The following is a 26,898-nucleotide window of genomic DNA, read 5'->3' as shown; positions in this document are numbered from 1 at the left end:
CCCGCCGTCACTTCTGCCCATTGTCGAGCAACTGGCGCACCTGGTCAGCCAGTGCTCCGAGTTCGAAGGGCTTGGTCAGAACGCGCGTGCCCTGGAGCAGTTGCCCCTCGCTAAGCGCCGCACTCTCGTCGTAACCGGTGATGAACAGCACGCTCAGGTCCGGGTAGCGGGCCCGGCAGCGCTCGGCCAATTGGCGACCATTGATCCCGCCGGGCAGGCCAATGTCGCTGAGCAGCAGGTCGGGCCGTTCGCCATTTTGTAGATGATCCAGTGCCGCCAGGCCGTTTTCGAATGCCTCGACCTGGTACCCCAGCTCTTCCAGCACCTCGCTGACCACCATGCGCAGCGCCACTTGGTCCTCTACCAGGAGGATTCGCTGGCCGCTCGGGTGTGTGGACGCTGTCGGATTGCTTGCCGATTCGACACTGCAAGCAACCGGCTGCTCGTAATGGCGAGGCAAGTAGAGTGCTACCTCGGTGCCCTCGCCGAGGGTCGAGCGCAGGCGCATTTGCCCGCCGGACTGGCGCACGAAACCGTAGGTCATCGACAACCCCAGCCCCGTCCCTTGGCCCATCGGCTTGGTGGTGAAGAACGGATCCACCGCCCTTGCCATCACCTCCGGCGTCATCCCACGGCCGTTGTCCGAGATGGTCAGGCACACATATTCACCGGAAGGCAGCTCCACTGCACGTGCCTGGTCGGCATCCAGCACCCGATTCTCGCCCTCGATGACGATGGTGCCACCAGCAGGCAGCGCATCGCGAGCGTTGATGCACAGGTTCAGCAGAGCACTTTCCAGCTGAGGTGGATCGATGAACACCGGCCACAGGGGCGAATGGAACCGACTGCTCAACTCAATCGATGGCCCGATGGAGCGGCGCACCAATTCCTCCATGTCATGCACGAGCGCGGTGATGTGGGTGGAACGTGGTTGCAGGGTTTGCTGGCGGGAGAAGGCCAGCAGGCGGTGCACCAGCGATGAGGCGCGCTTGGCCGAGCTGTTGGAAAGGTCGAGCAAGCGGTGCAGGTCGTCGTACTGCTCCCGGGCCAGGCGCTGGCGCATCAGGTCCTGGGCGCCAAGTATGCCGCCGAGCAGGTTGTTGAAATCATGGGCGATACCGCCGCTGAGCTGTCCCACGGCCTCCATTTTCTGTGCCTGGCGCAAGGCTTCTTCGGCCTTTAGCCGCCGTTGCTGCTCCTGGAAACGCTCGGTGACGTCGTAGGCGAACAGGTAAGCGCCCTGGATCGTGCCGTCATGGTCGCGCAAGGCGTTGAAGTGCAGCTCGAAGTGGCGCACGTAGTGCTCGCTGCCGAAGACGCTCATTTCGAGGAAGCGCTCGCCTGCCAGGGCCCGACGCCACATTGGCAGGAACCGCGCGCGGTCGTCATCGGCATCGCCCATCAGGGCCGGCATGGACGCACCGACTTGCGGCGTGTGCCCATACAGTTTGTGGAAGTCTTCCTTGGCCTGCCGGTTGACGGCCAACCAGCGCATGTCGGTGTCGACCACATGCACATTGACCACGCTGTGCTCGATCAACTCGGCAAATAGCCGGCGTTCGGCCAGTGCTTCGCTGACCCGTTGCTCGAGTTCCTCGTTTAGCCGCTGCAGGGCAAGCTCGGCCTTGCGGCGTTCGGTGACATCCTTGAACAGCACCGCGACCTGACGTTTCTCGGGGGGCTCGACACGAAAGGTGGTGACCGAAAGTACACGGCCGGTGGCGACCAGTTCCTGCTCGAAGTGCAGCGGTTCGCCGGTGCGCAGCACCGCGCCGTAGCGCTCCACCCAGTCATCGGCCTCGTCGGGGACCATCTGGCGAAGCTTTTGCCCCACAACGTTGGGGATGCCGGCGTGCTTGGTGTAGGCGGCATTGGCCAGCACATGCACATAGTCGCTCAGTGGGCCATGGGGGCCATCGAAGAACTCGATGATGCAGAAGCCTTCGTCCATGGTGTCGAACAGGAAGCGATAGAGACCATCACCGAGCGTCTGTTGCTGCGCCAGCGTGGCTTCGAGTTGGCTGGTGCGCTGTTGCAGTGCGTCGAGTTGCTGGCGCAAATGGAGCAATTCGCGAGAGGGCATGCGGTCGTCCGACAGTGGGGCATGGCCCCACTGTAGCCTGCCCGTCATGGTGGCGGCTAGAAGGATCGCACGATGCGGCCCAGTGTCTCCATGGCCTGCTCGGCGCCATCATGCCAAGGGCTGCCGTAGTTCAGGCGAATGCAATTGCCGAAGCGTCGGGTCGGCGAGAAGATCGGCCCCGGGGCGATACTGATGCCTTGGGCCAGCGCCATGTGGAACAGCTTCAGCGCGTCCATCTGCTCGGGCAGTTCCAGCCACAGGAAGTAGCCCCCGGAAGGCTGGCTGACCCGTGTCTGCGCCGGGAAATACCGGGCGATGGCCGCCAGCATGTTGGCCTGCTGGCCTTCGAGGGCATAGCGCAGCTTGCGCAGGTGGCGGTCGTAGCCACCGTGCTGCAGGTAATCGGCAATGGCGGCCTGGGCGGGCATCGAGGCGCATAGCGAGGTCATTAACTTCAAGCGTTCGATTTTCTGGGCGAATCGCCCGGCTGCGACCCAGCCGATCCGGTAACCGGGTGCCAGGCTCTTGGCGAAGGAGCCGCAGTGCATCACCAGGCCTTCGGTGTCGAACGCCTTGGCCGGCTTGGGGGCTTGCTGGGCGTAGTACAGTTCGGCATAGACATCGTCTTCGATCAGCGGCACCTGGTGGCGGCGCAACAGTTCGACCAATGCCTGCTTCTTGGCCTCGGGCATGCTGGCGCCCATGGGGTTCTGGAAGTTGGTCATGCACCACACAGCCTTGATCGGGTGCTTGTCCAACGTTTGTGCCAACACGCCGAGGTCCATGCCTTCGCGTGGCTGCACGGGAATTTCCACCGCCTTGAGCTTGAGTCGCTCCAGTACCTGCAGGCAGGCATAGAAGGCAGGGGCTTCGATGGCTACCAGGTCACCGGGTTCGGTGACGGCTTGCAGGCACAGGTTCAGCGCTTCGAGTGCGCCATTGGTGATCAACAGCTCTTCCATGGGCAGCATCAGGCCGCCGACCATGTAGCGCAGTGCGATCTGCCGCCGCAACTGCGGGTTGCCAGGCGAAAGGTCGGTCACCACCATGCGCGGGTCCATCGTGCGGCTGGCGCTGGCCAGCGAGCGCGACAGGCGCTGCAAGGGGAACAGTTCGGGGCTGGGGAACGCCGAGCCGAACGGCACGGTGTTGGGGTCCTTGATCGACTCGAGGATCGAGAACACCAGGGCGCTGACATCTACCTCGGTGGATTCGCTGAGCGGCTGTAGCGTTTGCGGCTCGCTGAACGGGCGCGGTGCGTGAGCGTTGACGAAATAGCCTGAGCGCGGCCGGGCACGAATCAAGCCGCGTCGCTCAAGCAGGTAATAGGCCTGGAACACCGTGGACGGACTGACCCCATGGGTCTGGCTGGCATAGCGCACCGAAGGTACGCGCTGGCCTGGGCCGAGCACCCCGGTGCGGATCAGTTCGGCGATGTCGTCGGCAAATCGTTCGTAGCGTTTCATCGTGGCTGTTTGTCGTGGCCTGGCGGGCAAGGTGAATGGGCAGTGTAAGGGATCAGCGGTTCATCGGTGCCACGAAGCGGCTCTGGGCCACGCTCCGCACCTCGGGCTCGTCGCTGTCCTGAACCACGAAACTCAGCGCCTGCGAGCTGCTGGTCGGGCGCTCGGCGAGCAGGGCGACCGATACCGGCACTTCGCTCATTTCCCCGGCTGGCACGATCAGTTCGTCCGGGCCTTGCAAGGCAAAGCCTTCGGCGTCGTCCAGGCGCAGCCGATAGCGCTGTGTCTGTTCGGTCTTGTTGATGATTTTCAGCAGGTAGATGTTCTCGATCTGGCCCAGGGCATTCTCCCGGAACAGGCCGCGGTCCTTGATCACGTCCAGCGACACCATCGGGCGCACCTGCAAGGCCACCACCAAGGCGCCGAGCATTACCACCAGGGCGCAGGCATAGCCTAACAGACGTGGGCGCAGCCAGTGGGTGGTGCCGCCTTGCAGGCTGTGTTCGGACTTATAGCCGATCAGGCCACGTGGGTAGCCCATCTTGTCCATCACGCCATCGCAGGCATCGATACAGGCGGCGCAGCCGATACAGGCCATCTGCAAGCCGTCGCGGATGTCGATGCCGGTGGGGCAGACCTGCACGCACAGCGTGCAGTCGATGCAATCGCCCAGGCCCTGGGCGCGGGCCTCGGCGCCCTTCTTGCGTGCCCCGCGTGCCTCGCCTCGGCGTGGGTCATAGGCCACGGCCAGGGTGTCCTTGTCGAACATCACGCTCTGGAAGCGCGCGTACGGGCACATGTGCAGGCACACCGCCTCGCGCAGCCAGCCGGCGTTGATGTAGGTGGCGGCAGTGAAGAACAGCACCCAGAACAGTGCCGTCCCCCCCAGTTGCAGGGTGAACAGCTCAGCCGCCAAGGGGCGGATCGGCGTGAAGTAGCCCACGAAGGTGAGGCCGGTTAGTACACCGATCGCCATCCACAAGCTGTGTTTGAGTGTACGGCGGGCCGCCTTCGCCAGGCTCCAGGGCGCAGTGGCGAGTTTGATGCGCTGGTTGCGGTCGCCTTCGGTGACCTTTTCGCACCACATGAACAGCCAGGTCCAGGTGCTCTGTGGGCAACTGTAGCCACACCACACCCGGCCGGCGTATACGGTGATGGCGAAGAGGCCGAAGGCACAGATGATCAGAACTGCCGAAAGCAAGATGAAGTCCTGTGGCCAGAAGGTGGCGCCAAAGATGTGGAACTTGCTGTTGGACAGATCCCACAGCACGGCCTGGCGCCCGTTCCAGTCGAGCCAGGCGGTACCGAAGAACAACACGAACAGACTGCCGGCGAAGACGATTCGCAGGTTGCGGTACAGACCTTTGAAGCTGCGGGTATGGATGCCGCTGTCGACGGGTTTGGCGGTGCTTCGCGGGGCAGCGATCTCGACGAAGGGAATGCGTTCGCTCATGGTTCTGTGCTCATCAGGCCTGCATCAGGGTTGCTGCACTATCGCCGTCAAACTGTTTTCAGCACAGACTCAGGTTTTGCAATAAAAACCGTATCAGATGGCCAGGCGTGTTGCTCGCCAGCCGGTAGGCGGCACTCCTGGCACACAGCGCGGTCCACCGTTCATGTGAGTGGCCTGATGCGGGAGGCGGTTATGGAACCTTGGTGGCGACCTGTGGTGCTGGCCATTGAGTCCGAATTTGCCGATGTGACCGACGAAGGCGAGGTGACGCGGATTCTGCTGCGTTTGCTGATGGCGGCATTGCTGGGGGCGGTGCTGGGGTTCGAGCGTGAGCACAAGGGTAAATCGGCAGGTGTGCGCACCCATATGTTGGTGTCGCTTGGGGCCGCGCTGTTTGTCCTGGCACCAGCGATGGCCGGGGCGGATGAGCAAGCCTTGAGCCGGGTGATCCAGGGCATCGTCGCGGGCATTGGTTTTCTGGGGGCGGGCACCATTCTCAAGGGCAATGGGCAGGACACCAGCCATGTGAAGGGGTTGACCACCGCTGCCGGACTCTGGATGACCGCTGCCATCGGCACGGCGGCAGGCATGGGGCGAGAAGTGACGGCGCTGGTAAGCACGGTGATGGCGCTACTGGTGCTGGGCACGATGCCCAAGGTGGTGGAAAAGGTCGAAGGGCATGAGGAGGCGAAGCAGGAGGAGGGCGAAGGCAGGAAGCACTGAGGGGAGCCGGAGCTCCCCTCAAAGCGTTGTTGCTTGCTCTTTTTTATTATTGAAGACCGACCATTTGTTGTTTTTGTTAGCCTGTCTTGGTACTGCGGCCGACCCCCATCCGGGGTCAAGAGCAAACGTATTTTTTTGAGCGCTGATCTGCTTTCACCAGGGCTGGTCCGGTCCTGACCGTCTCTACCTGAAGGTAGTTTTATTGTTCTGTGTCAGACCGCGGGGCGAACCCCTGAAAAGCGTATCTACTCCAAAAAAATCTGCTTGCTACGCCTCTGCCGTGTTGTTTTTTTTATGTCAGAGCCGTTATCTGTTGTTTTTATTGGGTATCACGTTTTTGTTCTTGTTATGCCAAAGATATAGCAGGTGGCGTGCCAACTTTTCAAAATCCTTTAAAATCAATAGGTTGGCGTTCTGGGCGTGTGGCGGGTGACCTGAGATTTTGTCGATTTGTTTCCCTGTTACCCGATTTTTTGCTGGTTTTTGTGGGGGCGGTAACACTCCACCCACACAAATGTGACAGCCGTGTGAACTAGCCCGCAGTGCGCGCCCGCGCCACCCGTGAACCATTGGCTCGGCCCAGCACGGTACTGATACGCTGACCGGCTGCAATCAGTCGGTCCAAATCGATACCGCTGTCGATGCCCAGCCCCTGCAGCAGGTAAAGCACGTCCTCCGTGGCGATATTGCCGGTGGCGCCCTTGGCGTAGGGACAGCCCCCAAGGCCTGCGACCGAGCTGTCGAACACGTTGATACCCTCCAGCAGGCTGGCATAGACGTTGGCCAGGGCTTGCCCATAGGTGTCGTGGAAATGCCCGGCCAGTTGCTCGCGTGGCACCTGTTTCGACACCACCTCGAACAGGCGCCGGGTATCGCCGGCGGTTCCGGTGCCAATGGTGTCGCCCAGCGACACCTCGTAGCAGCCCATGTCATGCAGGGCACGGGCGACCGGTGCGACCTGTTCGGCGCTGACCTTGCCTTCATAAGGGCAACCGAGCACGCACGACACATAGCCGCGAACACGCACGCCGTGGCTGCGTGCCGCGTCCATGATCGGTTCGAAGCGCGTGAGGCTTTCACTGATCGAGCAATTGATGTTGCGCTGCGAGAAGGCCTCGGAGGCGGCGGCAAATACCGCGACCTCCTTCACACCGGCCGCCAATGCGTCTTCGAACCCGCGCAGGTTGGGTGCCAGGGCGGCATAGGTAACGCCTGGGCGCTGACGAATACCGGCGAACACCTCGGCGGAACCGGCCATCTGCGGTACCCATTTGGGCGAAACGAAACTGCCGACTTCGATGTAGCTCAGCCCGGCTTCGGTGAGGTCGTCCACCAGGCGCACCTTGTCGGCAACACTGATAGGTTGGGCTTCGTTCTGCAGGCCGTCGCGCGGGCCGACTTCGACCAGGCGAACGTGTTTGGGCAAGGACATGGCAGGGTTCCTGTGGCGGATCAACGGTTGTCGTTCTTGTTCAAGGTGGCAGCCAGGGCTTGTTCGCAGCGCTCCTGGGCGGTGTCCAGTTCCAGTTGCATCTGGTGGATATCGAGCATCTGCTGTTCCAGCTGCGCACGGCGCTCGGCGATTTTCGCCAGCATGCTGTTGAGCTGCTTGAGGTTGCCGCTGGTGGGGTCGTATAGCTCGATCAATTCACGGCATTCGGCCAGCGAGAAACCGATACGCTTGCCGCGCAGGATGAGCTTGAGGCTGACCTTGTCGCGCGCCGAATAGATTCGCTCCAGGCCGCGGCGCTCTGGGCTCAGCAGGCCCTGTTCCTCATAGAAGCGGATAGCGCGGGTGGTGATGTCCAGCTCGCGGGACAGGTCGGAAATACTGTAGGTCTGGCTGCTCATGCTCGGGCTCGCAGGATGGTATGTGGCTAACCTAATGGCAGGTTGACGTATACGTCAAGCAGGCGCGTGCGAAGCCGAACGCCTGAATGCATTGGGCGTCTGGCCGGTCAGCCGTTTGAAGAACCGTGCAAAGTAGGTGGGGTCGCTGAACCCCAGGCTGTCCGACAGTTGGCTGATGCTCATACGCGTGTAGATCAGGTTGCGCCGGGCCTCCAGCAGCAGGCGCTGATGGACGACCTGCAAGGCCGTCTGGCCGCTGAGCTCGCGGCATAGCTGGTTCAGTTGCAGGCTGGAAATATTCAGGTGCGCGGCGAAGTCCTCCACCGACAGGTGTTCGCGGTAATGAGCCTCGACCAGGCGCAGGTACTGGCCCAGCAACAGGCGGTCGCGTTCATCGCGGTTGCGTGGTGCCAAACCTTGTTGCTGGCGACGGCTGATCCACACCACCAGTGCGGTGACCAACGCCTGGAGCATGGTCGACCGCGCCGGGGCACTGCCCTGGTATTCCTGCTGCAAGGTGTCGATCAGCGTGCGCAGGTGCTGACGATCCTTGCCCAACGGGTAGCAGGCCGGTGTCGAAAGCACCCGCAGCGGCGTGCCCAAGCGCTGTTCCAGATCGGCTACCAGGGCTGCGCCGAACGTCACCACATGCCCTTGAATGTCCGCGCTAAAGCGAAAGCCATGCACCGTCAGTGGCGGCACGACCTGGATCGCGGCCTCGCGGATTTCGCTGTGCCGGCCCTCGATCTCCACCTCGGCCCGACCCCGCTGCACGTAGAGCAACTGGAACAACTCGGCATGTTGGTGCGGCTTGATTTCCCAATGGTGCAGGCGGCTGCGCACCGGGATGGTCTCGCAATGCAGCAAGTCGGTGGCGGGCCAGGCTTGGTTTTCGCCATACAACTGGAACAGCGGGACGCCGGGGAGGGTGGATTTCATTGTTCTTGTTCCTGTCCGTTAATCGAACGCTTTTTGCAAAAGTGCAGTTTTTATATTGGATAGCACACTTTTTAGCGGTGCATTGCCAGTAAAAATGCAGGGGCAAACCCTAACAGCAGATGCCCAGCCACTGCCAGTCGTGGGCTGGCATCGCCAGACAAGAGACAAGAACAATGAACACTCAGGTTGCAATCATCGGCGCAGGTCCGTCCGGCCTGCTGCTTGGCCAGTTGCTGCATAACGCTGGCATCGACACGGTCATCGTCGAACGCCAGACCCCTGAATACGTGTTGGGCCGGATCCGTGCAGGCGTCCTCGAACAGGGCACGGTCGACCTGCTGCGCGAAGCCGGTGTGGCCGCCCGCATGGACTGCGAAGGGTTGGTTCACGAAGGCGTCGAGCTGCTGGTTGGCGGGCGTCGCCAACGCCTGGACCTTAAGGCCCTGACGGGTGGCAAGACCGTCATGGTGTACGGCCAGACCGAAGTGACCCGCGACCTCATGGAGGCCCGCAAGGCCAGCGGCGCACTGACCATCTATTCCGCCAGCAACGTCCAGCCCCACGAACTCAAGGGTGAACGCCCTTACCTGACCTACGAGAAAGACGGCCAAACCTATCGCCTGGACTGCGACTACATCGCTGGCTGCGACGGTTTCCACGGTGTGTCGCGACAGAGCATTCCTGAAGGTGTGCTCAAGCATTACGAACGGGTCTACCCCTTTGGCTGGCTGGGTATGTTGGCCGACACCCCGCCGGTGAACCATGAACTGATCTATGCCCACCATGAACGCGGCTTCGTGCTGTGCAGCCAGCGTTCCCACACCCGCAGCCGCTATTATTTGCAGGTTCCACTGGAAGATCGCGTGGAGGAATGGTCCGACGAGCGCTTCTGGGAGGAGCTCAAGGCGCGCCTGCCTGATGACGTTGCCGAACGTCTGGTCACCGGCCCTGCACTGGAGAAAAGCATCGCTCCGCTGCGCAGCCTGGTGGTCGAGCCCATGCAGTACGGGCACCTGTTCCTGGTTGGCGATGCCGCGCACATCGTCCCGCCCACCGGCGCCAAGGGCTTGAACCTGGCCGCTTCCGACGTCAACTACCTGTTCCGTATCCTGGTCAAGGTGTACCGCGAGGGCCGCACCGACCTGCTGGCGCAGTATTCGCCACTGGCGCTGCGCCGGGTGTGGAAGGGCGAGCGCTTCAGCTGGTTCATGACTCAGTTGCTGCATGACTTCGGCGACCACAAGGATGCCTGGGACCAGAAGATGCAGGAGGCCGATCGCGAGTACTTCCTGACCTCGCCGGCTGGTCTGGTGAACATCGCCGAAAACTACGTCGGGCTGCCCTACGAAGCGGTGGAGTAGGCGCAGTTTCCGTGGGAAATTCCAGGGTTGGGGGCAAAGCTTTCTTGCCCCCGCCAACTCTTCACCCCAGGTAAAACCAGGGGCCACCAAACGATCCCGTCCGAACCCACGCCACTTCCACCGCCATGGCCCAAAACGGGGCTCTGTACCGCCCCTCGTTTGTGCGCCATAGCCCTGTGTGCCCGATGCCAGAGCAGTCGCCACACACGTTTCATTTTCCTTCACCTGCGTAGTTGGCCCGCAACCTGCTATATCCAGCCATCGAATTTGATCGAGTGGTCAGGCAGGCAATGCTCAGCGGCGCCGCGCCAAACCCTCACAACGGCCGTCAGGCCACGGATATCAGGGGCCGCAGGATGTCGCTCGCGGAGCAGATCGAACATACCGAACAGGATGCTGGCTGGAGCGCGCACTTGCAGTTGCGCTTTGTCGAACGCGCCGGCGTGACCCGTCTTGGTGCGCGCCATCATTTTGGTCCTCTTTTGGTGCAGCGACCGTTCTACCCGGAAGGTGCACCGTGTCACGTCTATGTGCTGCACCCACCCGGCGGCATCGTTGCTGGCGACCGCCTGGAACTGGACATTCATCTGGAACCAGGCAGTCACGCGCTGCTGACCATGCCCGGCGCCAGCAAGTTCTACCGCAGCATCGGCCCTACCGCCCGATTACGTCAGCGCTTTCACCTGCAGCCGGGCAGCACGCTGGAATGGCTGCCTCAGGACAGCATCTTCTTCTGCGGTGCCCGAGCGAGCCTCGACAGCTGTTTCACCTTGGAGCCTGGTGCCCGGCTACTGGCCTGGGAAACCCTCTGCCTGGGGCGGCCAGTGATGAACGAACGCTTCGAGCAAGGCGCCCTGGATAGCCGACTGCGCATCGACATGCCCGGTGACCCGGGGCTGCACGAGCGCCTGCGTATCGAAGGCGGGCGCCTGGACAAGGTCGCTGACCACCCGCTGCTGGCCACCTTCTGCGCCGCGCCCGCCGACCAGGCGCTGCTGGAGCAGGTGCGGCCTTTGCTCGAAGCACTGGGCAACCCCGCTGGCGCCACGCTGCTGGGGCAACTGCTGGTGATCCGTCTGCTCGATCACGACAACCAACATCTGCAACGCACCCTGCAGCGCCTCTGGCATGTGCTGCGGCCGGCCGTTCTCGGCCTGCCGGCATGTCCGCCGCGCATTTGGGCTACCTGAGAACGCGCCATGGAACTGACCCCGAGAGAGAAAGACAAACTGCTGCTGTTCACCGCCGCGCTATTGGCGGAGCGGCGCCTGGCCCGCGGCTTGAAGCTGAATTACCCGGAAGCGGTGGCATTGATCAGCGCCGCGGTGCTCGAAGGTGCCCGCGATGGCCGGACTGTGGCCGAGCTGATGAGCCTGGGCCGCGAAGTGTTGAGTCGCGAGCAGGTCATGGAAGGCGTCGCCGAGATGCTCCACGACGTGCAGGTCGAAGCCACCTTCCCGGACGGCACCAAGCTGGTGACCGTGCATGACCCCATCGTCTGAGGAGCCACCCATGATTCCCGGAGAAATCCAGGTCGCCGATGGCGACATCGAGCTCAACGTCGGCCGCGCCACTGTCAGCGTCAGCGTGGCCAACCATGGCGACCGGCCGGTGCAAGTCGGCTCGCACTACCACTTCTACGAAGTCAACGACGCGCTGGTGTTCGAACGTGAACCTACACGCGGCTTTCGCCTGGACATCCCCGCCGGCACCGCCGTGCGCTTCGAGCCCGGCCAGTCACGCACCGTGCAACTGGTGGCCTACGCCGGCAAGCGGGAAGTCTACGGCTTCCAGGGCAAGATAATGGGCGCACTGGAGGGCCAGGCATGAGCCGTATTTCCCGTCGAGCCTACGCCGACATGTTCGGCCCCACTGTCGGCGATCGCGTGCGCCTTGCCGACACCGCGCTGTGGGTAGAGGTGGAGAAGGACTTCACCCTCTATGGCGAAGAGGTCAAGTTCGGAGGTGGCAAGGTCATCCGCGACGGCATGGGGCAAGGCCAGATGCTGGCGGCCGAGGCCATGGACCTGGTGCTGACCAACGCGCTGATCATCGACCACTGGGGCATCGTCAAGGCCGACATCGGCGTCAAGCATGGCCGCATCGCCGTCATCGGCAAGGCCGGTAACCCCGATGTGCAGCCTGGCGTGACCGTGCCGGTCGGGCCAGGCACCGAAGTGATCGCCGCCGAAGGCAAGATCGTCACCGCCGGGGGCATCGATTCGCATATCCACTTCATCTGCCCGCAGCAGGTGGAGGAGGCGCTGACCAGCGGCGTCACCACCTTCGTCGGTGGCGGCACCGGGCCGGCTACCGGCACCAACGCCACTACCTGCACCCCAGGTCCGTGGTACCTGGCGCGCATGCTCCAGGCCGCCGATTGCCTGCCGATCAACATCGGCCTGCTGGGCAAGGGCAACGCCTCGCAACCTGAAGCCTTGCGCGAGCAGATCGCCGCGGGAGCGGTGGGCCTGAAGCTGCACGAGGACTGGGGGTCGACACCCGCGGCCATCGACTGCTGCCTGGGCGTGGCGGAAGAAATGGACATCCAGGTGGCCATTCATACCGATACGCTCAACGAATCCGGCTGCATCGAGGACACCCTGGCCGCCATCGGTGACCGCACCATCCACACCTTCCACACCGAAGGTGCCGGGGGCGGTCATGCCCCGGACATCATCCGTGCGGCAGGCCAGGCCAATGTGCTGCCATCCTCGACCAATCCGACGCTGCCTTACACGGTCAACACGGTCGATGAGCACCTGGACATGCTCATGGTCTGCCACCACCTGGACCCTAGCATTGCCGAAGACGTGGCTTTCGCCGAGTCGCGCATCCGCCGTGAAACCATTGCCGCCGAAGACATTCTCCACGACATGGGCGCCTTTGCCATGACCTCGTCCGACTCCCAGGCCATGGGCCGGGTCGGCGAAGTGGTGCTGCGCACCTGGCAGGTCGCGCACCAGATGAAATTGCGCCGTGGACCGCTGGCCCCGGATACCACCTACAGCGACAACTTCCGGGTCAAGCGCTACATCGCCAAGTACACCATCAACCCGGCGCTGACCCATGGTATCGCCCATGAAGTCGGCTCGGTGGAAGTGGGCAAGCTGGCCGACCTGGTGTTGTGGGCACCAGCCTTCTTCGCCGTGAAGCCGGCCCTGGTGATCAAGGGCGGCATGATCGCCACTGCACCGATGGGCGACATCAACGGCTCGATCCCGACGCCGCAGCCGGTGCACTACCGTCCGATGTTCGGCGCCCTGGGCGCTGCCCGGCATGCCACGCGCATGACCTTCCTGCCCCAGGCCGCCATGGACCGCGGTCTGGCCGAGGAGCTGGGCCTGCGCAGCCTGATAGGGGTGGCCCACGGCTGCCGCCGGGTGCGCAAGGCCGACATGGTACACAACACCCTGCAACCGGTGATCGAAGTCGATTCGCAAACCTATCAGGTGCGTGCCGATGGCGAGCTGCTGGTGTGCGAGCCAGCCACCGAATTGCCGCTGGCTCAGCGTTATTTCCTGTTCTGAAGGAGCAAGCATGATTGTCCTGACCCGCCGGATCCCTGCATCCGACACTGTTACCGGCACTGTCACCCTGGATGTGGACAGCCGAATCAAGAGCCGCTTGCGCGTCACGCTCGACGACGGTCGCGAGGCTGGCCTGATGCTCGAACGTGGCCACCTGCTGCGTGGCGGCGAGTTGTTGGCCGATGCCCAAGGCAGTCAGGTGATACGTGTGCTGGCTGCCCCGGAAGCGGTGTCGACGGTGCGTTGCGCTGATCCACACCTGCTGGCCCGTGCCGCGTATCACCTGGGCAACCGTCATGTGCCGCTGCAGATCGAACCGGGCCTGCTGCGCTTTCAGCACGACCATGTGCTGGACGACATGCTGCGCGGCCTGGGCCTGACGGTGGAAGCCGAACAGGCCCCTTTCGAACCCGAGGCCGGCGCCTACCAGAGTGCGCCGCATAGCCACAGCCATGGCCACGATCACCCGTTCGTGCGCATGCCAGCCCATTCTTGAGTACACGGAGTCAACCATGAAAAAAACGATCGCCTTTGCCTTGCTGATGGTGGCCTTGCCAGCCTTCGCCCACCCTGGCCACGATGCCAATCCGTTGCAGGACGGTCTGCTTCACCCGCTGACTGGCCTTGACCACTTGCTGATGCTGCTAGGTACCGGCGTGCTTGCTGCGCTGACCCGCCGCAACCTGACACTGCCGCTGGCCACCTTGGCGGCGATGTTCGGTGGCGCCATCTGCGGTCACGTGTTCGGTGACGTGTTAGGCATGGAAACCCTGATTACCGTCTCGCTGCTGGTTGCCGCTGGCGCGTTGTTGCTGCCCAGCCGCCAGCTGGTGTTGGCTCTGCTCATGCCGGTGTTCGCGCTGTTCCACGGCTGGGCCCACGGTGTGGAAGCTACCCCTAGTGCCTTCTGGCTGTTCAGTGCAGGCTTCGTCACCGTCAGCGGCCTGCTGCTGGTGGTCGGGTTCGCCGTCGGTTGCCTGCTGCGTCGCCATAGCGGCCTGCAGAAGGCCTTCGGCGGTGGCCTGCTGGCCGGCGCCGCCTTGGTGCTGGCCGGTTGATGAACAGCGACCTGGCACTGCTACGCCTGCTGCAGCTGGCCAGCCCCGGCCTGCCAGTAGGCGGGTTCACCTATTCGCAAGGTCTGGAGTGGGCTGTCGAGGCAGGTTGGGTGCGCGACATCGCCAGCTTCAGTGCCTGGCAACGAGAGCAGTTGCACGACACCCTCGGCCACCTCGACTGGCCGCTGCTGGCGCGCTTGTACCGGGCCAGCCAGGCCGATGATGCCGAGGCGTTCGGCCGCTGGAGCCGGTTCCTGCTGGCCAACCGCGAAACCGCCGAGCTGCGCCTGGAAGAACAGCAGCGCGGCTCGGCCCTGGCGCGCATGCTCGACGGCTGGCAATTGGGCCAGGACCCGGCCTGGCGCGCCAGCCTGGAACTCAGCCAGCTCGGCGGCATGGCCTGGCTCGGCGCCCACTGGTCGATCCCGCTACGCCAGTTGGCCCTGGGCCATGGTTTTGCCTGGCTGGAAGGCGCCGTGATGGCAGGCGTGAAGCTGGTGCCCTTCGGCCAACAAGCGGCCCAGACACTGCTGCGCGACCTGGGCCAAGCGCTGCCCGGCGTGCTCGACCATGCCTTGGCGCTGGACGACGATCAGCTCGGTGGCGGCCTGCCGCTGCTGGCTATCGCTTCGTCGCGCCATGAAACCCAATACACCCGTTTGTTCCGTTCTTGAGGACTGCCTGCATGCAAAACTATCAGCAACCCCTGCGCGTCGGTGTCGGCGGCCCGGTCGGCTCGGGCAAGACCGCCTTGCTCGAAGCCCTGTGCAAGGCCATGCGCGATCACTATCAGATCGCCGTGGTCACCAACGACATCTATACCAAGGAAGACCAACGCATCCTTACCGAGGCCGGCGCCTTGGAACCTGAGCGCATCGTCGGCGTGGAAACCGGCGGCTGCCCCCATACCGCCATTCGTGAGGACGCTTCGATGAACCTCGCGGCGGTGGAAGCCCTGGCGCGCAAGTTCGGCAACCTCGAAGTGATCTTCGTGGAAAGCGGCGGCGACAACCTCAGCGCCACCTTCAGCCCTGAATTGGCCGACCTGACCATCTACGTGATCGACGTGGCTGAAGGCGAGAAGATTCCGCGCAAGGGAGGCCCTGGCATCACCAAGTCCGACTTCCTGGTGATCAACAAGACCGACCTTGCGCCCTATGTCGGCGCTTCGCTGGAGGTGATGGAGCGCGATACCCAGCGTATGCGCCCCGAGCGCCCCTGGACCTTCAGCAACCTGAAGAAAGGCGAAGGCCTGCAGGCGGTGATCGACTTCATCGTTGAGCGGGGGATGTTGGGTGTGCGGGGCTGAAGCCCAGCACTTCCACACGGTTGCGGCCATTCTGCTTGGCCTTGTAGAGCTGCTCGTCCGCCTGCTTGAGCAGCGTCTCGGCTTGATCGCTATCGGTCTGCCGGCAGACCACGCCAATGGACAACGTGAGTCGGCCAACATGGGCGGTATCAGCTTGTTCGACCGCCTCACGAATTCGCCCGGCGATGCGCCGTGCATCGGCATGGCCGGTGTCGGGCAGCAGCAGGGTGAACTCCTCGCCAGCCACCCGGCAAGGCAGGTCTTGCTGGCGTGACTGCTGGCGCAGCAAAGCGGCGAGGTGTTTGAGCACTTCGTCGCCTGCGTCATGGCCAAAGGTATCGTTGACCCGTTTGAAATGATCGATATCCAGCGCCAGCACGGCGAACGGGCGTGTGCCTTGCATCAGGGCGTCGAGGGTATGGTACAGCGCCCGTCGGTTGGCCAGGCCGGTGAGCGCATCGCTCTGCGCTCCCTGGCGCAAACGACCGAATTTATCCCGCAACAGTTGATCGCACGTCAGCAAGGCCTGGCGGATGGATTTCCGGCGAGCGCTGGCGGCGGCTGGCGATCTGGCGGATGTCGGGGTAGGCCATCAGTACCTGGCTATCGGGGTTAACCATGACGATCGAGTTGAAGTCCTTGTCCTGCGCTTGCAGGCGGTGCGCTTCGCTTTGCAGCAGGGCTGTATCGTCCAGGCCTGTGGCCAGTTTTCGAGCGCTGTAGCGCAGGTGGCTGTGGGGCGAGCGCAGAAACTCGGCGATGCTGGACGCTACCTTGCTGGCGTGGGCCTGGTTGGCCCGTAGGGAAAGCTGTATCAGGGTGCCGTGCTGGACCCGATTGGTCACGTAGAGGGTGTTGCCCAAGGTGGCCAGGCAGGCCAGCAGCACCATGCCCAGCACAAGGGTACGCATATCGGTACGCGGACGGATACTGGGCATGGCGGGCCTGTGAGGCGGGGGACGGCCTCAAGTATGGCTGCTTTCCTGGCGAATGCCCGCCATGGGCGTAGTGCTACTGATGGCAGCAATGCGGTGCTGCTGGCGCCTGTTCGTAACGGTCGTGGTGGCGTACCCAGTCCATGGTGCCGCCCTCGTTGCGGCCCAGGGGCGCGATATCGAGGAAATTGTAGGTGTTGACCAGGATGTCGAGGCCGCGGGCATAGGTGGAGTAGGTGTGGAAGACCGTCCCGTCGTGGTCGCGGAAGAACGCGCTCAGGCCGGGCAATTCGCTTTCGTTGCCGGTGTATGGCGCGTAGTTGTACTGGCGTTGGCCCTGGCTGGCGACACTGACGCCAAAGTCTTCGTTGAACGTGCTGCCGTGGGAGGAGTACCACGGGAAGCGCCAGCCCATGCGCTGGCGGAATGCCTGGAACTGGGGGTAAGGCGCCCGCGAGACGGCGACCAGCGAGACATCGTGGTGCGCCAGGTGCAGGTTGGCGCCGTCGAAGTGGTCGGCGAGGAACGAACAGCCTGGGCAACCTTCGCTCCAGCCTTCGGCGAACATGAAGTGATACAGCAGCAACTGGCTGCGGCCAGCGAACAGGTTGGCCAGGCTCAGATCGCCGTCGGGTCCCTGGAAGCGATAGGGCTGCTCGACCTTGACCCAGGGCAGGGCGCGGCGGGCGGCAGCCAGTTCGTCGCGTTGGTGGGTGAGGGCTTTTTCGTGCAGCCACAGTTGCTGGCGGGCGGCCAGCCATTGACTGCGTGAGACCACTTCGTGCTTCGGTTCCGGGGTGCTCATGATACTGACTCCGCGCTTGGGGATTCAGTAATGGTCGTGTGGGAGGGGTGAGATTCGACCGGGGAATCGAGAGGGCGACGAATGGTGGTTGGCCGGTGGCGTTTTGGGCGTATGCCGGAAGTGGTGTAGCGCCTGGGCGATCGAGCGCCGCCCGCGCGGCGCTCGATCGTCCAGGCGCTACACCGCTTGCGTCATGCACCAGCAAACCCTCACCCCTGCATCCGCTCGACCACCTCCCACAGCCGCGAATCAGCGAAATCCGCGACCACTAACTGTGCACCTGCCGCCAGCAACCGCTCAGGCGTCTGGGTCGTGGCAATCCCCACGGTGAAGATCCCGGCCCCGCTGGCCGCCTTCACCCCCGGCAACGAGTCCTCGAAGGCAAGTGCCTGTCCGGCCTCTGCCCCAAGGCGTTGCAGGCCGGTGAGGTAAGGCAGGGGGTCTGGCTTGGGTCGGGCCAATTCCTCAGCCACCAGCACATGCTCGAATCGCGCGCCCAGGCCCATGGCCGAGAGCATGTGCTCGGCGTTGAGCCTAGGGGCGTTGGTCACCACGCACATGCCGATGCCTTGCGCCTGGGCATGCTCCAGCAGGCGCAACAGCCCTGGCATGGGCTCAAGCGCCGGGGCCAACTCGCGGAACAGCGCCTCCTTGCGGTCAGCCAGCGCCAGGCGCTGCACCGTACTGGCCTTGGGAAACAGCTCGGCAAACAACTCGCCATTGGCCCGGCCACTGACCTGGGCATCGAACTGCGCCTGGGTCAGCTCGCGGCCATCATGTTCGCGCAGCAGTTGGCGAAAGGCCTGCAAGTGCAGGGTGTCGGTGTCGGTAAGGGTTCCATCGAGGTCGAACAGCAGGGCAGTCAGCATCAGGCATCCAGGCATTGAAAAAACACACGCCTGGGGATGATAACCAAACCTGGCGACGAGGGGGGCTGTTCAGTGCGCTCCGAAAAGAGTACAAATGTGCTCCATGGACAACTTGACCCCCAAACGCCGCGCAATCCTCGACTTCATCCGTGAACGCATCGCCGATCACGGCCAGCCGCCGAGCCTTGCCGATATCGCCACACGCTTCGGCTTCGCCTCGCGCAGCGTGGCGCGCAAGCACATCACCGCCTTGTGCCAGGCTGGCTACATCGACGTCACGCCGAACCAGGCGCGGGGTATTCGCCTGGCCGAGCCGCTGCGGCGCCCGGAAATCCTTGAAGTGCCCGTGCTGGGTCGCGTCGCGGCGGGCGCGCCTATAGGCCCGGACCTGGACATCCACGAGCAACTGTTGCTCGACCCCAGCCTGTTCCGCCGCCCCCCGGACTACCTGCTGAAAGTGCGCGGCGACTCGATGGTCGACGATGGCATCTTCGACGGCGACCTGGTGGGCATCCGTCAGCAGGCCGATGCCCGCGATGGCGAAATCGTGGTGGCGCGCCTGGACGGCGAAGTCACCATCAAGCGCCTGCAACGCCAGCCTGGCGGCTACCGGCTGGTGCCGCGCAACCCGGCCTATGCGCCGATCGAAGTGGGGCCGGAGCATGAGTTCTTCATCGAAGGCGTGTTCTGCGGCCTCTTGAGGCGTGACTGATGGGCGCGGTGGTCGAACTCGACAGGCTGCTCGACCAGCGCCAGGTGTGGCGCGGTCGGCAGGTCCGGGCACGCCCACTCGGGTTGCAGCCTACCGGTCACGACGCCCTCGATCAGCGCCTGCCCGATGGTGGCTGGCCCGCCGCCGCACTGACCGAACTGCTGCTGGTCAGCCCCGGTTGCGGTGAACTGCAACTGTTGTGGCCCTCCCTGGCGCGCCTGAGCGCCGACGGGGGGCGGGTGGTGCTGGTGGCACCGCCTTTCATCCCCTATGCACCGGCCTGGCAGGCGGCCGGCGTCGACCTGCGCTGGCTGGCCCAGGTCGACGCCGAGCCAGCCGACGCGTTGTGGGCCGCCGAGCAATGCCTGCGCTCCGGCAGTTGCGCCGCCGTGCTGTGCTGGCCGCAGCGGGCCGACGACCGCTCCCTGCGGCGCCTGCAGGTGGCCGCCGAGACCGGTCAGGCCCTGGCGTTCGCCTGTCGACCCCAGCAGGCCGCGCACAACCCGTCGCCGGCCGCGTTGCGCATAGCCATCGACACCCGACCGGCGCAATGGCGGGTGCTCAAGTGTCGGGGTGGCCTGCCGCCGGCGGTTCCCATTGCCTGTCCAGGGCGGGGCTGATGCGCCATGCTCTGGGCCTGCATTCTTCTGCCACAGCTGGCGCTGGATTCGGTCCTGCGCGAGCGGGACGATGCCGATACGCCGTTGGTGTTGATCGGTGGCCCGACCCAGCGCCGTGTGTTGCAGGCGGTCAACCCGGCTGCAGCGGCGCTGGGCCTGCGCGCCGGGCAGACCCTGACCGCGGCACGGGCCCTGGCCGATGGCTTTACCTGCGTTGAGGTCGATGCGGCGCACATCGAGCAACTGCAACAGCTGCTGGCCGCCTGGGCCTACCGTTTCAGCGCCCAGGTGAGCCTGCATTATCCCCGCGCCTTGCTGTTGGAGGTGGGCTCCAGCCTGCAGTTGTTCGGCCCCTGGCCTGCGTTCGAGGCCCGCTTGCGTCAGGAGCTGGGTGAACTGGGGCTGCGCCAGCGCATCGTGTTGGCCAGCAACCCGGTGGCGGCCCGCATGCTCGCCAACGCCCACGACGGCCTGGCCGTGGCCTGTGCTGAAGATACCCGCGCAGCGCTGGCACGCCTGCCCATCGAGCGGGTCGGCTTGCCCCGTGACGCCGCCGAGGCCTTTGCCCGCATGGGCCTGCGTCAGCTCGGGCAGGTCCTGGCATTGCCCCGTGATGCCCTGGCCAAGCGTTTTGCTGCCCAAGTGCAGTTGCATCTGGATCAACTGCTGGGCCTGCGCAAACTGGCGCTGGACTTCTACCAGCCGCCTGACCGCTTCGAGACGCGGCTTGAACTCAACTTCGACGTCGAATCGCACCAGGCCCTGCTGTTTCCGTTGCGGCGCATGCTCGGCGACCTGGCCGCCTTCCTTGCTGGCCGTGATTGCGGCGTACAGCGCTTCAGTCTGCACCTGGAGCATGCCGAAGGGCCGGACACTGTGCTCAAGGTCGGCCTGCTGGCCGCCGAGCGCGACGCCGGCATGTTGTTCGAGCTGTCTCGCGGACGGCTTGAACCATTGCGCATTCCCGCGCCGGTGCGCAATCTGCGTCTGGTTGCCGATGACCTGCCGCCATTCGTGCCCCAGCACCAGGCCTTGTTCGACTCCCGTGCGCAACAGGCCCAACCCTGGGAGCAGCTGCGCGAACGCCTGCGCGCACGCCTGGGCGACGAGGCCGTGAAGGGACTGCGCGCCGAGGCCGACCATCGTCCCGAATGCGCCTGGCAGCGGGCAGAGCAGGGCGCGCAGGGCAGCCTGCCGGTGGCGCCTGGCAGCCGCCCGGGCTGGCTGCTTCCGACCCCCCAGGCGCTGGACGAGGCAGGCCACCGCCTGCTGGGGCATGCCGAGCGCATCGAATCGGGCTGGTGGGACGGTGGCGACGTACGCCGTGACTACTATCGCATCGAAACCCGTGAAGGCTTGCGCGGCTGGGCCTACCGCGACCTGGCCCAGCCCGGTCCGCTGTGGCTGCAAGGCTGGTTCGCATGAGCACCCCCGGCTATGCCGAGCTGCACTGCCTATCGAACTTCAGCTTCCAGCGCGGCGCCTCGAGCGCCGACGAGCTGTTCCGGCGCGCCCTTGAGCAGGGCTATGAGGCGCTGGCGATTACCGACGAGTGCACCTTGGCGGGCATCGTGCGTGCCTGGCAGGCGGCCAAGGCCCACCCGCTGCGGCTGATCGTCGGCAGCGAGGTGCGTCTGCAGGACGGGCCGAAACTGGTGTTGCTGGTGGAGAACCTCACGGGTTACCAGAACCTCTGTGCGTTGATAACCCGGGCGCGGCGGCGGGCGCGGAAGGGGGCTTACCAACTGTTGGGCGAAGACCTGCAACACCATCATCAGGGGCTGCTGGCGTTGTGGGTGCCCGATGACCTGGGCGACACGGCTTCCGGCCAATGGTTGCAAGCGCTGTTCGGCGAGCGCCTGTGGCTGGCGGTGCACCTGCACCGGGGCAGCGATGACCAGGCTCGTTTGGTCCGCCTGCGGGCCTTGGCGGCAGGCTTGGGTGTTCGCGCCGTGGCTTGTGGCGATGTGCACATGCATAACCGCCGCCGTCGTGCCCTGCAAGATTGCATGGTCGCCATCCGCGAGCATTGCAACGTGGCCGAGGCCGGTCGTCACCTGTTCGCCAATGGCGAGCGGCATCTGCGCAGCTTGGCGCAGTTGAGCGAACTGTACCCCGACGACCTGCTCGCCGAGACCCTTGTCATCGCCGAACGCTGCCGCTTCGAGCTGAGCGAAGTGAAGTATCAATACCCACGGGAATTGGTGCCCGAAGGGCACTCCCCGGCAAGCTGGCTGCGCGAACTGTGCGAGCGCGGCCTGCCCATGCGCTGGCCGCAAGGGCCAAGCGACAAAGTACGCACGGTGCTGGCCCGGGAGTTGGCGCTGATCGCCGAGTTGGGCTATGAAAGCTACTTCCTGACCGTACACGACATCGTCGCCTTCGCCCGTAGCCAGGGCATCCTCTGCCAGGGGCGGGGCTCTGCGGCCAACTCGGTGGTGTGCTTCGTGCTGGGTATCACCGAACTCGACCCCGTGGTGCATCGCCTGCTGTTCGAGCGGTTCCTGTCCCGTGAGCGCAACGAGCCGCCGGATATCGACGTGGATTTCGAGCACGACCGCCGGGAGGAGGTGATCCAGTACATTTTCCGCCGTTATGGCCGGCACCGGGCGGCGCTCACCGCGGTAGTCAGCACCTATCATGCCGCGGGTGCGGTACGGGACGTGGCGCGCGTGCTGGGGCTGCCGGCCGACCAGGTGGATGCCCTGGCCAAGTGCTGTGGCCGTTGGAGCGACCGCATCCCCGATGCCCAGCGCCTTGCAGAGGCCGGTTTCGACGCTGCCAGCCCTTCGCTGCGACGCATCCTGGTGCTGGCAGGCGAGCTGATCGGCTTTCCACGGCACCTGTCGCAGCATCCGGGGGGCTTCGTCATCTCCCAGCAGCCGCTCGACCAACTGGTGCCCGTGGAAAACGCCGCGATGCCCGAACGCACGGTCATCCAGTGGGACAAGGACGACCTGGACATGCTCGGCCTGCTCAAGGTGGATGTGCTGGCTCTGGGCATGCTCAGCGCCTTGCGCCGCTGTTTCGACCTGCTGCAGCGCCATCGTGGGCGGCACCTGACTCTGGCGACCATCCCCGCCGAGGATGCCGCCACCTACGAGATGATCGGGCGCGCCGAGACCATGGGGGTGTTCCAGATCGAATCACGGGCACAGATGGCCATGTTGCCCAGGCTCAAACCCTGCAAGTTCTACGACCTGGTGATCGAGGTCGCCATCGTGCGTCCGGGGCCGATTCAGGGCGACATGGTGCACCCCTATCTGCGTCGGCGTCTGAAGCAGGAGCCAGTCACTTATCCATCGCCGGCGCTTGAAGAAGTGTTCGAGCGCACCCTGGGGGTGCCGCTGTTCCAGGAGCAGGTCATGGAGCTGGCCATGGTCGCCGCCGACTACAGCCCCGGCGAGGCCGACCAACTGCGTCGCAGCATGGCCGCCTGGAAGCGTCATGGTGGGCTGGAGCCACACCGCGAACGGCTGGTGCAAGGCATGCTGCGCAACGGCTATGACCTGGCGTTTGCCGAGCGTATCTTCGAGCAGATCAAAGGTTTCGGCAGCTATGGCTTCCCCGAGTCCCACGCCGCCAGTTTCGCCTTGCTGTGCTATGCCAGCAGCTGGCTCAAGTGCCATGAACCGGCGATTTTCACCTGTGCGCTGGTCAACAGCTGGCCCATGGGTTTCTACAGCCCTGACCAACTGTTGCAGGATGCGCGGCGCCAGGGGATCGAGGTCAGACCGGTGGATGTGTACCACAGTGACTGGGATTGCACCCTTGAGCCTATGGCCAATGACGCCTTGGCCATTCGACTCGGGTTGCGGCAGATTCGTGGCTTTGCCGAAAGCGATGCCCGTCGGTTGGTGCAGGCGAGGGCAGGGCGGCCCTGGCGCGATGTCGAGGACCTGTGCCTGCGCGCCGGCCTCAACAGTCAGGCCCGCGCCCGCCTGGCCGATGCCGGTGCGCTACGGGCCTTGGCCCGCAACCGCCATCAGGCGCGCTGGCAGGTGGCGGCGGTGCAGGCGCAGTTGCCGTTGTTCGCGGATGTGCATGCGGCCCCTGAAGCCGAGGTGGTGCTGCCTGCACCCACGGTCGGGGAGGATCTGTTCGCCGATTACCAGAGCTTGGGCACTACCCTCGGCCCCCATCCACTGAGCTTGTTGCGACCCCGCTTGCGGGCGCTGGGCTGCCGCAGCTCAAGCGAACTGCCGGGCGTCGAGCATGGTGACAACATCGCCGTGGCAGGGCTGGTGGTGGGGCGGCAACGGCCGCAGACGGCCAGTGGCGTGACCTTCGTGACCCTTGAGGACGAGGCCGGCATGGTCAATGTGGTGGTCTGGCGCGACCTGGCCGAACGGCAGCGGCGGGCATTGGTAGGGTCGCAGTTGCTCAAGGTGAGTGGGCGGCTTGAGCAGGAGAATGGGGTGCGGCATCTGATCGCCCGGCGCCTGGAAGATATCACCCCGTTGCTGCAAGGGCTGGATGTACGGAGCCGGGACTTCCACTGATTGCAGCGACCTTTTCGCGGGTAAGCCTGCGCCTGCAGGTCTCCCTGGATTCTCGAGGGCAATGCAAAAGCCGTAGGAGCGGTTCTACCCGTGAAAAGGGCTGTCAACGGCCGTTCAGACCATCGCCAGGGGCTGCTTGCGTGTCGGCGCCGGAAATGCCCGGTCGATCGCCCGCAGGTCCTCGCTGTTCAAACTCAGCACCCCGGCCGCAGCATTCAAGCGCACATGCTCCGGTGTGACTGCTTTGGGGATGGCAACGACCCCATCGTTGCGCGTCACCCATGCCAGGCTTACCTGGGCCGGGGTTGCGCCGTGCCGCTCGGCGATCTCGCTGAGCACCGAGTGCTGCAACAGCTGTCCCGCCTGGGCCAGTGGGCAGTAGGCCATGGTCGGCAAGCCGCGCTTCTGGCTCCAGGGCAACAAGTCGAACTCGATCCCGCGTTGCGTCGGGTTGTACAGCACCTGGTTGGTCGCGCAGTTGGCATCGTCGAGTTCGCGCAGGTCGACGACATCGAAGTTGGATACCCCCCAACGACGGATCTTGCCTTGCTCGCGCAGCCGCTCGAACGCCTCGACGGTTTCCTCCAGCGGGTACTGCCCGCGCCAGTGCAGTAGATACAGGTCGATGCAGTCGGTGCCCAGGCGCTTGAGGCTGCGCTCGCACGCGGCCGGCACGCCGCGCTGACTGGCGTTGTGCGGGTAGACCTTGCTCACCAGAAACACTTGGTCACGGCGCCCGGCGATAGCCTGGCCGACCACTTCCTCGGCGCCGCCCTCGGCATACATTTCCGCGGTGTCGATCAGGGTCAATCCCAGTTCGATACCTTGCTGGAGGGCCGCTACCTCCGCGGCCTTGCGATGTGGGTTTTCGCCCATGTACCAGGTGCCCTGGCCAATGGCCGGAACGCTGGAGCCTGCCAGTTTCACGTAACGCATGTCACCTCCGGGGGCTGAGTGTGGGAAAGCAGTACCTCGAGCAGCGCCTGCGCTGCGGTGGACAGTTTGTGGTCACTCAAGGCGATCACGCCGATACGTCGTTCGACGATCGGGTCGACCAGCGCCACGCAACGTGCGCCGAGCTCCTGCATCTGGTTGATGCACAGCGCAGGCACTGCGCTCACGCCCAGCCCGCTAGCCACCATTCGGCCGATGGTCGACAGCTGATGGCTCTCGAACGCCACCGCCAGCTTGCCGTGCTGCGCCGCCACATTGTGTTCGAGCAACAGGCGAACCGCAGAAGGGCGTTGCAAGGCGATGAAGTCCTCGGCCAGCAGTTGGTTCCAGGTGGCCTGTTGCTGCGCTGCCAGTGGCGAATCGGCCGGCACCACGGCGACGAAACGGTCCAGGTAGAGAGGGTGGAAGTCCAGGCCTTCGTTGTTGTCCGGTTCGAAGCCGATGCCCAGTTCTACGCGACGATGACGCACCAGCTCCAGCACTTGCTCGTTGATCACATCATGCACTGTGACGTTGACCTTGGGGTACCGCTGGCGAAAGACCTTGAGCGAGTGTGGTAGCAGATTGCCGGCGAAGGCGGGTATGGCGGCCACCGACACTCGCCCCAGCTGCAGGGTGAAGCGCTGGCGCAGCATCTCCTCGGTGTCGTCCCAGTCGGCCAGCAGGCGTCGGGCCATGGGCAGCAGCACTTCACCTTCGGCCGTCAGGCTGACGCTGCGGGTGGTGCGGGTGAGCAGGGCGCCGCCGAGGTTGTCCTCCAGCGCCTTGATGGTCAGGCTCAGCGCCGGTTGCGACACATGCAGGTGTTCGCCGGCCTGGGCGAAGCTCTGGTATTTGGCCACGGTGACGAAGGCACGCAGTTGCTTGACGTTCATGACAGGGCTTGGCCTTTGTTTTGAATTTATTATCAATTGATGATTAAAACAAAATTAACAAATCAGTCGCCAGCAGTGAAGATGCCTCCACACGCTCACCGACAGCCTCGTCGGTTCAACAACTACAAAAGGCGGATCAGCATGGCCGGACTGGACAAGCGCGTAGCAACCTATGAACAGGCCCTCGAAGGCCTGAACGACAACATGACGGTACTGGCCGGTGGCTTTGGCTTGTGCGGTATCCCCGAAAACCTCATTGCCGAAATCAAGCGCCGTGGTGTCAAAGGCCTGACCGTGGTGTCCAACAACTGCGGCGTCGATGGCTTCGGCCTGGGTGTGCTGCTCGAAGACCGGCAGATCCGCAAGATGATCGCCTCCTACGTCGGTGAGAACGCCGAGTTCGAACGCCAGCTTCTGAGCGGTGAACTGGAGGTCGAACTGACCCCGCAAGGCACCCTGGCGGAAAAAATGCGTGCGGGCGGTGCGGGCATCCCGGCGTTCTATACCGCCACCGGTTATGGCACTCCAGTTGCCGACGGCAAGGAAGTACGCGAGTTCAACGGCCGCAAGTTCATCCTCGAAGAGTCCATCACTGGTGACTTCGCCATCGTCAAGGGCTGGAAGGCCGACCACTACGGCAACGTGGTGTACCGCAACACCGCACAGAACTTCAACCCGTTGGCCGCCACTGCCGGCAGGATCACCGTGGTGGAAGTCGAAGAGATCGTCGAGCCTGGCGTCTTGCTGCCCAGTGAAATCCACACTCCGGGCATCTATGTCGACCGCGTGATCGTCGGCACTTTCGAGAAACGTATCGAAAAACGCACCGTCAAGGCCTGAGCGCCGTCCTGAAGAA

The 26,898-nt window shown here is 64.2% G+C and carries 27 protein-coding genes; 15 read left to right on the top strand and 12 right to left on the bottom strand.

All coding sequences use genetic code 11. The annotated features are described in order from the left end of the window. Positions 1 to 7: 7 nt before the first annotated feature. From C4Q26_RS27270 to ccoG, 3 genes are read right to left on the bottom strand one after another with little or no spacing between them, the layout of a single operon-like run. Entirely contained in the window at positions 8 to 2,083 is a 2,076-nt protein-coding gene (locus C4Q26_RS27270; protein ID WP_023380357.1) for a PAS domain-containing sensor histidine kinase, read from the bottom strand. 56 nt (positions 2,084 to 2,139) lie between these two features. Continuing rightward, a complete protein-coding gene (gene mapR, locus C4Q26_RS27265) occupies positions 2,140 to 3,549 on the bottom strand; it encodes a GntR family transcriptional regulator MpaR (protein ID WP_023380358.1) in 1,410 nt (469 codons plus the stop codon). 52 nt (positions 3,550 to 3,601) lie between these two features. After that, positions 3,602 to 4,999 carry a cytochrome c oxidase accessory protein CcoG gene (gene ccoG / locus C4Q26_RS27260; RefSeq protein ID WP_023380359.1) on the bottom strand — a complete coding sequence of 466 codons (1,398 nt, stop codon included), beginning with the start codon at positions 4,997 to 4,999 and terminating at the stop codon, positions 3,602 to 3,604. 192 nt (positions 5,000 to 5,191) lie between these two features. Between ccoG and C4Q26_RS27255 the strand changes: the two genes are divergently transcribed. Then, positions 5,192 to 5,722, top strand: a complete 531-nt coding sequence (locus C4Q26_RS27255; RefSeq protein ID WP_023380360.1) for an MgtC/SapB family protein — start codon at positions 5,192 to 5,194, stop codon at positions 5,720 to 5,722. Between the two features lie 532 nt (positions 5,723 to 6,254). On the opposite strand, the gene C4Q26_RS27250 is transcribed toward C4Q26_RS27255, so the two are convergent. The 3 genes from C4Q26_RS27250 to C4Q26_RS27240 are packed head-to-tail and all read right to left on the bottom strand — an operon-like array spanning position 6,255 to position 8,512. Beyond that, on the bottom strand, positions 6,255 to 7,154 hold the full coding sequence (locus C4Q26_RS27250) for a hydroxymethylglutaryl-CoA lyase (RefSeq protein WP_023380361.1): 900 nt from the start codon (positions 7,152 to 7,154) through the stop codon (positions 6,255 to 6,257). A 20-nt stretch (positions 7,155 to 7,174) separates the two neighbouring features. Next, positions 7,175 to 7,573, bottom strand: coding sequence for a MerR family DNA-binding transcriptional regulator (locus tag C4Q26_RS27245; RefSeq protein ID WP_023380362.1), 399 nt, complete (start codon positions 7,571 to 7,573; stop codon positions 7,175 to 7,177). A gap of 54 nt (positions 7,574 to 7,627) precedes the next feature. Further along, the gene (locus C4Q26_RS27240) at positions 7,628 to 8,512 is read right to left on the bottom strand and encodes a helix-turn-helix domain-containing protein (protein WP_023380363.1); all 885 of its coding nucleotides are present in this window, start codon (positions 8,510 to 8,512) and stop codon (positions 7,628 to 7,630) included. A 173-nt stretch (positions 8,513 to 8,685) separates the two neighbouring features. Between C4Q26_RS27240 and pobA the strand changes: the two genes are divergently transcribed. The 9 genes from pobA to ureG all read left to right on the top strand — a co-directional run bounded on the left by pobA (position 8,686) and on the right by ureG (position 15,770). Next, entirely contained in the window at positions 8,686 to 9,873 is a 1,188-nt protein-coding gene (pobA, locus tag C4Q26_RS27235) for a 4-hydroxybenzoate 3-monooxygenase (RefSeq protein WP_023380364.1), read from the top strand. A gap of 356 nt (positions 9,874 to 10,229) precedes the next feature. After that, on the top strand, positions 10,230 to 11,063 hold the full coding sequence (locus tag C4Q26_RS27230; RefSeq protein ID WP_027907612.1) for an urease accessory protein UreD: 834 nt from the start codon (positions 10,230 to 10,232) through the stop codon (positions 11,061 to 11,063). A 9-nt stretch (positions 11,064 to 11,072) separates the two neighbouring features. Then, on the top strand, positions 11,073 to 11,375 hold the full coding sequence (locus tag C4Q26_RS27225; RefSeq protein ID WP_023380367.1) for an urease subunit gamma: 303 nt from the start codon (positions 11,073 to 11,075) through the stop codon (positions 11,373 to 11,375). A 10-nt stretch (positions 11,376 to 11,385) separates the two neighbouring features. Then, a complete protein-coding gene (locus C4Q26_RS27220) occupies positions 11,386 to 11,703 on the top strand; it encodes an urease subunit beta (RefSeq protein ID WP_023380368.1) in 318 nt (105 codons plus the stop codon). After that, on the top strand, positions 11,700 to 13,403 hold the full coding sequence (ureC, locus tag C4Q26_RS27215; RefSeq protein ID WP_104881837.1) for an urease subunit alpha: 1,704 nt from the start codon (positions 11,700 to 11,702) through the stop codon (positions 13,401 to 13,403). Before C4Q26_RS27220 ends, ureC begins: the two co-directional genes overlap by 4 nt. Before the next feature lie 10 nt (positions 13,404 to 13,413). Further along, complete coding sequence (ureE, locus tag C4Q26_RS27210; protein WP_023380370.1) at positions 13,414 to 13,899, top strand: urease accessory protein UreE; 486 nt, start codon at positions 13,414 to 13,416, stop codon at positions 13,897 to 13,899. Between the two features lie 16 nt (positions 13,900 to 13,915). Next, positions 13,916 to 14,461: a HupE/UreJ family protein gene (locus C4Q26_RS27205; protein ID WP_023380371.1), complete on the top strand. Its 546-nt coding sequence runs from the start codon at positions 13,916 to 13,918 to the stop codon at positions 14,459 to 14,461. Beyond that, entirely contained in the window at positions 14,461 to 15,135 is a 675-nt protein-coding gene (locus C4Q26_RS27200) for an urease accessory protein UreF (protein ID WP_023380372.1), read from the top strand. Before C4Q26_RS27205 ends, C4Q26_RS27200 begins: the two co-directional genes overlap by 1 nt. An 11-nt stretch (positions 15,136 to 15,146) precedes the next feature. Then, positions 15,147 to 15,770, top strand: coding sequence for an urease accessory protein UreG (gene ureG / locus C4Q26_RS27195; RefSeq protein ID WP_023380373.1), 624 nt, complete (start codon positions 15,147 to 15,149; stop codon positions 15,768 to 15,770). Here ureG and C4Q26_RS28570 read toward each other — a convergent pair. The 4 genes from C4Q26_RS28570 to C4Q26_RS27180 form a co-directional block, all read right to left on the bottom strand. Then, positions 15,733 to 16,272 (bottom strand): GGDEF domain-containing protein, encoded by a 540-nt coding sequence (locus C4Q26_RS28570; RefSeq protein ID WP_256583346.1) that lies wholly within the window; start codon positions 16,270 to 16,272, stop codon positions 15,733 to 15,735. The genes ureG and C4Q26_RS28570 overlap by 38 nt on opposite strands. Next, positions 16,262 to 16,708 carry a hypothetical protein gene (locus C4Q26_RS28565; protein WP_256583345.1) on the bottom strand — a complete coding sequence of 149 codons (447 nt, stop codon included), beginning with the start codon at positions 16,706 to 16,708 and terminating at the stop codon, positions 16,262 to 16,264. The genes C4Q26_RS28570 and C4Q26_RS28565 overlap by 11 nt, the downstream gene beginning before the upstream one ends. A gap of 73 nt (positions 16,709 to 16,781) precedes the next feature. Next, complete coding sequence (locus tag C4Q26_RS27185) at positions 16,782 to 17,510, bottom strand: thioredoxin family protein (protein WP_023380374.1); 729 nt, start codon at positions 17,508 to 17,510, stop codon at positions 16,782 to 16,784. 209 nt (positions 17,511 to 17,719) lie between these two features. Beyond that, positions 17,720 to 18,379, bottom strand: coding sequence for an HAD family phosphatase (locus tag C4Q26_RS27180; RefSeq protein WP_023380375.1), 660 nt, complete (start codon positions 18,377 to 18,379; stop codon positions 17,720 to 17,722). A 94-nt stretch (positions 18,380 to 18,473) separates the two neighbouring features. On the opposite strand from C4Q26_RS27180, the gene lexA reads away from it, so the two are divergent. Genes lexA through C4Q26_RS27160 form a run of 4 tightly spaced genes read left to right on the top strand, consistent with a single transcriptional unit; the run spans position 18,474 to position 24,213 of the window. Continuing rightward, complete coding sequence (lexA, locus tag C4Q26_RS27175) at positions 18,474 to 19,091, top strand: transcriptional repressor LexA (protein WP_027907615.1); 618 nt, start codon at positions 18,474 to 18,476, stop codon at positions 19,089 to 19,091. Further along, the gene (gene imuA / locus C4Q26_RS27170; RefSeq protein WP_104883995.1) at positions 19,091 to 19,711 is read left to right on the top strand and encodes a translesion DNA synthesis-associated protein ImuA; all 621 of its coding nucleotides are present in this window, start codon (positions 19,091 to 19,093) and stop codon (positions 19,709 to 19,711) included. The genes lexA and imuA overlap by 1 nt, the downstream gene beginning before the upstream one ends. Positions 19,712 to 19,717: 6 nt before the next feature. After that, complete coding sequence (locus C4Q26_RS27165; protein ID WP_023380378.1) at positions 19,718 to 21,136, top strand: DNA polymerase Y family protein; 1,419 nt, start codon at positions 19,718 to 19,720, stop codon at positions 21,134 to 21,136. Then, a complete protein-coding gene (locus tag C4Q26_RS27160; RefSeq protein WP_104883994.1) occupies positions 21,133 to 24,213 on the top strand; it encodes an error-prone DNA polymerase in 3,081 nt (1,026 codons plus the stop codon). The genes C4Q26_RS27165 and C4Q26_RS27160 overlap by 4 nt, the downstream gene beginning before the upstream one ends. A 114-nt stretch (positions 24,214 to 24,327) precedes the next feature. Here C4Q26_RS27160 and C4Q26_RS27155 read toward each other — a convergent pair whose 3' ends face one another. Together C4Q26_RS27155 and C4Q26_RS27150 are read right to left on the bottom strand one after the other, a co-directional pair. Beyond that, entirely contained in the window at positions 24,328 to 25,149 is an 822-nt protein-coding gene (locus C4Q26_RS27155; protein WP_104883993.1) for an aldo/keto reductase, read from the bottom strand. Then, entirely contained in the window at positions 25,137 to 26,042 is a 906-nt protein-coding gene (locus C4Q26_RS27150; protein ID WP_104883992.1) for a LysR family transcriptional regulator, read from the bottom strand. Before C4Q26_RS27150 ends, C4Q26_RS27155 begins: the two co-directional genes overlap by 13 nt. 141 nt (positions 26,043 to 26,183) lie before the next feature. Here C4Q26_RS27150 and C4Q26_RS27145 point away from each other — a divergent pair, with 141 nt between their 5' ends. Next, positions 26,184 to 26,882 (top strand): CoA transferase subunit A, encoded by a 699-nt coding sequence (locus C4Q26_RS27145; RefSeq protein ID WP_023380382.1) that lies wholly within the window; start codon positions 26,184 to 26,186, stop codon positions 26,880 to 26,882. The last annotated feature ends 16 nt before the right edge of the window (positions 26,883 to 26,898 follow it).

It is taken from the genome of Pseudomonas sp. SWI44 (assembly GCF_002947915.1).
Taxonomy (GTDB): Bacteria; Pseudomonadota; Gammaproteobacteria; order Pseudomonadales; family Pseudomonadaceae; genus Aquipseudomonas; species Aquipseudomonas taiwanensis.
Note: the sequence above shows the minus strand (reverse complement) of the source record. Positions and strands in the feature narration are given on the sequence as shown.

What these genes read in the sequence shown, in the direction of transcription:
- pobA (WP_023380364.1), top strand. Translation starts at nt 8,686, where the DNA reads ATGAACACTCAGGTTGCAATCATCGGCGCAGGTCCGTCCGGCCTGCTG.
- imuA (WP_104883995.1), top strand. Translation starts at nt 19,091, where the DNA reads ATGGGCGCGGTGGTCGAACTCGACAGGCTGCTCGACCAGCGCCAGGTG.
- C4Q26_RS27225 (WP_023380367.1), top strand. Translation starts at nt 11,073, where the DNA reads ATGGAACTGACCCCGAGAGAGAAAGACAAACTGCTGCTGTTCACCGCC.
- C4Q26_RS27240 (WP_023380363.1), bottom strand. Translation starts at nt 8,512, where the DNA reads ATGAAATCCACCCTCCCCGGCGTCCCGCTGTTCCAGTTGTATGGCGAA.
- ureC (WP_104881837.1), top strand. Translation starts at nt 11,700, where the DNA reads ATGAGCCGTATTTCCCGTCGAGCCTACGCCGACATGTTCGGCCCCACT.
- C4Q26_RS27270 (WP_023380357.1), bottom strand. Translation starts at nt 2,083, where the DNA reads ATGCCCTCTCGCGAATTGCTCCATTTGCGCCAGCAACTCGACGCACTG.
- C4Q26_RS27255 (WP_023380360.1), top strand. Translation starts at nt 5,192, where the DNA reads ATGGAACCTTGGTGGCGACCTGTGGTGCTGGCCATTGAGTCCGAATTT.
- ureG (WP_023380373.1), top strand. Translation starts at nt 15,147, where the DNA reads ATGCAAAACTATCAGCAACCCCTGCGCGTCGGTGTCGGCGGCCCGGTC.
- C4Q26_RS27245 (WP_023380362.1), bottom strand. Translation starts at nt 7,573, where the DNA reads ATGAGCAGCCAGACCTACAGTATTTCCGACCTGTCCCGCGAGCTGGAC.
- C4Q26_RS27250 (WP_023380361.1), bottom strand. Translation starts at nt 7,154, where the DNA reads ATGTCCTTGCCCAAACACGTTCGCCTGGTCGAAGTCGGCCCGCGCGAC.
- C4Q26_RS27185 (WP_023380374.1), bottom strand. Translation starts at nt 17,510, where the DNA reads ATGAGCACCCCGGAACCGAAGCACGAAGTGGTCTCACGCAGTCAATGG.
- C4Q26_RS27160 (WP_104883994.1), top strand. Translation starts at nt 21,133, where the DNA reads ATGAGCACCCCCGGCTATGCCGAGCTGCACTGCCTATCGAACTTCAGC.
- C4Q26_RS27220 (WP_023380368.1), top strand. Translation starts at nt 11,386, where the DNA reads ATGATTCCCGGAGAAATCCAGGTCGCCGATGGCGACATCGAGCTCAAC.
- ureE (WP_023380370.1), top strand. Translation starts at nt 13,414, where the DNA reads ATGATTGTCCTGACCCGCCGGATCCCTGCATCCGACACTGTTACCGGC.
- C4Q26_RS27230 (WP_027907612.1), top strand. Translation starts at nt 10,230, where the DNA reads ATGTCGCTCGCGGAGCAGATCGAACATACCGAACAGGATGCTGGCTGG.
- C4Q26_RS28565 (WP_256583345.1), bottom strand. Translation starts at nt 16,708, where the DNA reads ATGCCCAGTATCCGTCCGCGTACCGATATGCGTACCCTTGTGCTGGGC.
- C4Q26_RS27145 (WP_023380382.1), top strand. Translation starts at nt 26,184, where the DNA reads ATGGCCGGACTGGACAAGCGCGTAGCAACCTATGAACAGGCCCTCGAA.
- C4Q26_RS27165 (WP_023380378.1), top strand. Translation starts at nt 19,718, where the DNA reads ATGCTCTGGGCCTGCATTCTTCTGCCACAGCTGGCGCTGGATTCGGTC.
- C4Q26_RS27150 (WP_104883992.1), bottom strand. Translation starts at nt 26,042, where the DNA reads ATGAACGTCAAGCAACTGCGTGCCTTCGTCACCGTGGCCAAATACCAG.
- lexA (WP_027907615.1), top strand. Translation starts at nt 18,474, where the DNA reads ATGTGCTCCATGGACAACTTGACCCCCAAACGCCGCGCAATCCTCGAC.
- mapR (WP_023380358.1), bottom strand. Translation starts at nt 3,549, where the DNA reads ATGAAACGCTACGAACGATTTGCCGACGACATCGCCGAACTGATCCGC.
- C4Q26_RS27205 (WP_023380371.1), top strand. Translation starts at nt 13,916, where the DNA reads ATGAAAAAAACGATCGCCTTTGCCTTGCTGATGGTGGCCTTGCCAGCC.
- C4Q26_RS27200 (WP_023380372.1), top strand. Translation starts at nt 14,461, where the DNA reads ATGAACAGCGACCTGGCACTGCTACGCCTGCTGCAGCTGGCCAGCCCC.
- C4Q26_RS27155 (WP_104883993.1), bottom strand. Translation starts at nt 25,149, where the DNA reads ATGCGTTACGTGAAACTGGCAGGCTCCAGCGTTCCGGCCATTGGCCAG.
- ccoG (WP_023380359.1), bottom strand. Translation starts at nt 4,999, where the DNA reads ATGAGCGAACGCATTCCCTTCGTCGAGATCGCTGCCCCGCGAAGCACC.
- C4Q26_RS27180 (WP_023380375.1), bottom strand. Translation starts at nt 18,379, where the DNA reads ATGCTGACTGCCCTGCTGTTCGACCTCGATGGAACCCTTACCGACACC.